The following is a 5,279-nucleotide window of genomic DNA, read 5'->3' as shown; positions in this document are numbered from 1 at the left end:
GCATGGCGTCGAGGGCATCGTCATAGGGCGAGGGTCTTTGATGAACCTGCATTTCGTGGAGGGGCCGGTGGACACTCCGGCGCGGCTCGACGATGCCGATCCTTCGGTGATTGCGCTTTGGCATATCGAAATGCTGTTGCGAGGGTACTACGTGACGCCGCGCGGCATGCTGGCGTTGTCACTGCCATTTGGCGACGCCGAACTCGACGGCTTCGCCGGCGCATTCGACGATTTCCTGTCGAGCAACCTCAAAATACTGCCGCGCCGGACAAACTGATGCTCGATCGCAAGGATGCCAGTGCCGGCTCGGCCGCGCAAAAGACAGCTCATGTTCGTGTCCATACGGGCTTGAAGGAAGCACTGATGAACGGTGACTTCCTGCCCGGCCAAAGACTGGTCGTGCGACAGCTTGCCGAACAGTACCGGACCAGCGCCATGCCGGTGCGCGAGGCCTTGCGGCAACTCGTCAGCGACGAGGCGATGTTCGACCACCCAAATCGGGGCGTCATCGTCCCCGAGGCCACGGTGGCGCGTATTTCGGATCTGGTGCGTGTGCGCTGCAGCGTCGAAGGAACGGCGGCCGAGTGGGCCGCGACGACCATCACGCCCGAAGAACTCGATGAATTGGCGAAGCTGAACGGGCTGATGCGCGAATGCGTCGAGAGCAATGTCATGGCTAGCTATCTCGGCTTGAACAGGCGCTTCCATTTCACGATGTACCATGCCGCGCGGTCACCTCTCATCCAGCAAATCATCGAGAAATTGTGGCTGCAAGCAGGACCGTTCTTGAACATCGTCCGCTCGGACGTGACCTACGGCCTGGGCCTGGACCATCATGACGAAATGCTCGCGGCGCTGCGTCGCGCCGATGGCGCGGCTGCGCGCAAGGCGCTGGTGGCCGACCTGCGCGAGGCCGCCGACATCATTCTTCGCGCCGCCGCGGCGGCTGAGGCTCAACCTGCGCGCAAACGCCCGGCTTCGGCACGCCGTGATCCCAAGGCGCAGGCGCGGTGATGGGCGGATCCCCGCGTGGCCCGGTTCATGTCGAGTTTCGTGGCGTCAGCAAGCGCTACGGGCAGACGGTCCAGGCGGTGCGTCAGCTCGACCTGGAAATCATGCGCGGCGAATTCCTGACGCTGCTGGGGCCTTCCGGGTCTGGCAAGACGACGGCGTTGATGATGCTTGCGGGGTTCGAAGATACGACCGAGGGCGAAATCCTCATTGACGGTCAGCGCATCGACAACGTTCCCGCCAATCGTCGCGGCATCGGCATGGTGTTCCAGAACTACGCGCTTTTCCCGCACATGACGGTCGCCGAAAACCTGGCTTTCCCGCTCGAGGTCCGCAAACTTGGCCGCGACGAGGTGACGCGACGTGTCAGGAACGTTCTCGATATGGTCCAGTTGCCCGAATTCGGCAACCGGCGTCCGGCGCAGCTTTCGGGTGGGCAGCAACAACGCGTCGCGGTTGCCCGCGCCCTGATCTTCGAACCAAATCTTGTCCTGATGGACGAACCGCTCGGCGCCCTCGACAAGCAATTGCGCGAGCAGATGCAGTTCGAAATCAAGGATATCCATGCCCGGCTCGGCGTCACGTTCGTTTATGTGACACACGACCAGACCGAGGCGCTGACCATGTCGGACCGGATCGCGGTGTTCAGTGCCGGCCGCATCGAGCAGCTTTCGACACCACGCGAACTGTATGAGCGTCCGACGGGCAGCTTTGTGGCGAGCTTCATCGGCGAGAACAACCGCATGTCCGGCACCGTGCTTGCCGGCGGTGAAAACGGTGGCGTGGCCGTCCATCTAGACGATGGCGATCTGGTGTGGAACGCCATTTCCCCTGGCGCGACGCCCCCTGCGGGCGCCAGGGTGACGCTGTCGATCAGGCCCGAGCGCATGTCCTTATTGCACGATGGCTCCACCGCCCTCAACGTGATTGCGGCAACCGTCGTTCAGTCCGTTTATGTCGGGGATCACATCCGGCTCGTCGCTGTGACGGCGGGCGGCCTGAAATTCATTGTCAAGCTTGCCGCATCGTCGTCTCGGTCCGAACTCAATGCGGGCGAGGCGGTTCGGTTGGGCTGTGGTCGTGAGGATTGCCTCGCGCTCGAGAGATAACAACAAAAGGCAGACAAGGGAGAGTTCAACCATGAAGAAATCGCCGAAAGTCGTCATCACCTGTGCGGTCACCGGCTCGATCCACACGCCGACGATGAGCCCGTATCTGCCGATAACGCCGTCCGAGATCGTCGACGCCGCCGTCGGAGCAGCCGAAGCCGGAGCGTCGGTGATCCATCTGCATGCCCGCGATCCGGAGACCGGCAAGCCTACCCCTGATCCAAAGCTGTTTATGGATTTCCTGCCGCGCATCAAGCAGCAGACCGACGCCGTAATGAACATTTCCACCGGCGGCGGGCTGAAGATGACCCTCGAAGAGCGCCTTGAAGCCGCGCACGCTTCGAAGCCGGAACTCTGCTCGCTCAATATGGGATCTATGAATTTCGCCCTGCACCACATCGCGCCGAAATACACCGACTGGAAGTACGACTGGGAGAAGGGCTACCTGGAAGACACAAAGAAGGGCATCGTCTCCAACACGTTCGAGCAGATCGAGCGTATCATCGTCGAAGTCGGCCAGGCCTATGGCACGAAGTTCGAGTTCGAGTGCTACGATGTCAGTCACCTCTACACGCTTGCGCATTTTCTCGACCGCAAGCTGCTGAAGCCGCCGCTTTTCGTCCAGACGATCTTCGGGCTGCTGGGCGGAATCGGCGCCGACCCAGAAGACATGATGCACATGCGCAGGACGGCTGATCGGCTGTTCGGAGACGACTATCTCTGGTCGATCCTTGCCGCGGGCAAGCACCAGATAAATCTCTGCACGATGGGCGCGATCATGGGCGGCAATGTACGGGTCGGTTTGGAAGACAGCCTCTATGTCGGCAAGGGCACGCTCGCTAAGAGCAATGCCGAACAGGTTGCCAAGATAAAGCGCATTCTCAACGAGTTGTCGCTCGAAATCGCGACGCCCGACGAAGCCCGTCAACTGCTGGATCTCAAGGGCGCAAACGAGGTCGGGTTTTGACGCCCGGCATCGAAACCTATGTCGGCGTCGTGCATCCTTGGATGTGCGACGCGATGGGCCATCTCAACGTTCGTCATTATGTGGCGATGTTTGATGACGCCAGTTTCCAGTTGCTGGGCAGGATTGCCGATCCTCGTTTGACGCCGACCCTCGGCTGGGCGGATGTGAGGATGGAGATCGACTACGTGCATGAAATCGCGGCGGGAACTCTGGTCACCGTTCGCAGCGTTATAGAAAAGCTTGGGAAATCGTCGCTGACTTATCTGCATGAAATGCGCGGTACGCTGGACGGAGTCCTGCATGCGCGCATGCGCACCGTAACGGTGCGCTTCGATCTTCAAGCGCGGAGCAAGATCGAGATCGAAGGCGAAGCCCGGCAGGCGAGCGCGAAACTCCCGAGGGGTGAAGCCGATACGCGTGGGTGACGGCGAGAATATCTGGTGACGGCATCGTTAGCCGCATTGGCCTCACTGAGCGAGATGCTGTAGGTCGCTGAAGGTTTCTACTCGCCCTAGGAAGGTCAGATATAGCCGCTATCGCACAGGACATAGTGGGGTTTGAAGTGGTAGCGGGAGAGCGCTACCGCCTTTCCCCCACTCATCGCACTACCAGTTCCGGCTTCGCTGCTATGGCTGAGCGAAGTGGCGGCGAGATTCATGGTTTGCGGTCGGCGGGAGCTCAACGATCGGCCCGTTCCCGAAGATGTCACTCGTCCGTTTGGATAAGATCGGGTCAGGCAGGGTTGTTCGCGTTCACATTTGGTTGCAGTGCAACAAGTCAACGGCACTTGGTCTTGACAAATCAAGCGAACAATTGTCCCAAGGGGTTCGATGAGAAACGTTGACCGAATCTCGATTGCGGGAAGTGCGCCGTTCCGGGCGATGCTTGCGGTCGTATTTGTGGTCTTGTCTTCTCTCCAGCCAGGCCTTTTCGCAAGCGCGAACGCCACCGGCTTTCATAGCGACGCCGGGGTGGCACTCCAAATCGAGGAATCTGCACACGACATCGGCGGCCACGTTGGCGACCACAAGGATGCGGTCGCAGCAGCCAAAACGGGTGTGGACAAGAAACATCCCGGTGGTGAGAAATCGGCAAATGAGAGCTGCGAGGTCCACTGCGCGCAGGTGTATGCAGTGCCGGTCGACTGTCCTGAGCTGGACCGCATTGTCACCCGCTGTTTTCCGCCTGCCGTTGCCGAAGTGTTGCCAGGCGGCGAGTATACGGCGCACATAAGGCCTCCCAGACCCCTGAACTGACGCCGCCCCATCGAGGGCGTTCGCGAGCAGCGTGCGGATACGTTCCGGCGCGGCTTAACGCACACGTTTAGCTTCAGGTCTACAATGAAATTCGCAAGCCTCGCGATGCTCGCATCGCTTTTGGTTGCCGGATGCGCGGTAACCAGCCCACCGACCGTCCTTCCAGCTTTCAATCCGACTGATCCCGTGATGGGCATCCGTGACGCGCACTATCACCCGGTCGTCGCCAATTACCACCAGCGGGAGCCCGTCGATCCGCAGAACTGGCGGCGTCTCAATGAAGAACGGTCCCCTGCAAAAACGGGAGCCGGGTCATGAAGCGGCGGTTTCTGAACATAGCTGCGGCCATAGCCATCTCGCTAATTGCTGCCGGATGTGCCACCACCGCCGGCCCTGACGACGTTTCCGACCCCGTCGCTGGCTTCACGACAGTCGCGGCACGCGCCGGAGCTGTGACCGGCAAGAGAACGGTTTGGGTGCGTTCCCGCGAGGAAGCGCAGGCTCTTTCCGTGCAAGTAAAGAGCCTGGTGCGGAAGAAGACCATTGGTCCGGACGTCGCGGTGCAGGTCGCCCTGCTCAACAACAAGGGCTTGCAAGCGGCCTACGCCGAGATCGGTCTGTCGGCGGCCGATGTCTGGCAGGAAGGGATGCTCGTCAATCCGACAATCTCGGTTGGAACGATCGGCATCGATCCCGTACGCACGATCGAGGGGGCGGTTGCCAGCAACATCCTTGCGCTGATGACCCGTCAGCGACGCGTCGCGGTCGCGGATACGCGCTTCCGCCAGGCCCAGCTCCGCGCCGCCGAAGAAACGCTACGACTGGCCGCGGACACGCGGCGGGCCTGGATCAATGCTGTCTCGGCCCGGGAAAGCGTTTCCTATCTCAATCAGGCGCAGGCCGCCGCCGACGCTGCGTCCGAACTCGCTCAGAAAC

Annotated in this window: 8 protein-coding genes; all 8 read left to right on the top strand. The window is 61.0% G+C overall.

Annotated features, from left to right (window positions below):
- Positions 1–277 (top strand): hypothetical protein (locus EOD15_RS35975; RefSeq protein WP_210212208.1); only part of this gene is annotated, 277 nt, incomplete at its 5' end.
- On the top strand, positions 277–1,014 hold the full coding sequence (locus EOD15_RS27850; RefSeq protein ID WP_127321023.1) for a GntR family transcriptional regulator: 738 nt from the start codon (positions 277–279) through the stop codon (positions 1,012–1,014). The genes EOD15_RS35975 and EOD15_RS27850, both read left to right, overlap by 1 nt.
- Complete coding sequence (locus EOD15_RS27845; protein WP_127409029.1) at positions 1,014–2,120, top strand: ABC transporter ATP-binding protein; 1,107 nt, start codon at positions 1,014–1,016, stop codon at positions 2,118–2,120. The genes EOD15_RS27850 and EOD15_RS27845 overlap by 1 nt, the downstream gene beginning before the upstream one ends.
- Positions 2,121–2,151: 31 nt before the next feature.
- Positions 2,152–3,087 (top strand): 3-keto-5-aminohexanoate cleavage protein, encoded by a 936-nt coding sequence (locus EOD15_RS27840; RefSeq protein ID WP_127317813.1) that lies wholly within the window; start codon positions 2,152–2,154, stop codon positions 3,085–3,087.
- Positions 3,084–3,512, top strand: a complete 429-nt coding sequence (locus EOD15_RS27835; RefSeq protein WP_127317815.1) for an acyl-CoA thioesterase — start codon at positions 3,084–3,086, stop codon at positions 3,510–3,512. Before EOD15_RS27840 ends, EOD15_RS27835 begins: the two co-directional genes overlap by 4 nt.
- A 405-nt stretch (positions 3,513–3,917) precedes the next feature.
- Positions 3,918–4,343, top strand: a complete 426-nt coding sequence (locus tag EOD15_RS27830) for a hypothetical protein (protein ID WP_127317817.1) — start codon at positions 3,918–3,920, stop codon at positions 4,341–4,343.
- Positions 4,344–4,427: 84 nt separating this feature from the next.
- Complete coding sequence (locus EOD15_RS27825) at positions 4,428–4,661, top strand: hypothetical protein (protein WP_127317819.1); 234 nt, start codon at positions 4,428–4,430, stop codon at positions 4,659–4,661.
- A partial coding sequence (locus EOD15_RS27820) for a TolC family protein (RefSeq protein WP_348629435.1) occupies positions 4,658–5,279 on the top strand: 622 nt, incomplete at its 3' end. The genes EOD15_RS27825 and EOD15_RS27820, both read left to right, overlap by 4 nt.

The sequence above is a fragment of the Mesorhizobium sp. M7A.T.Ca.US.000.02.2.1 genome, assembly GCF_003996995.1.
GTDB lineage: Bacteria > Pseudomonadota > Alphaproteobacteria > Rhizobiales > Rhizobiaceae > Mesorhizobium.
This window is presented reverse-complemented; position numbering and strand designations above follow the sequence as displayed.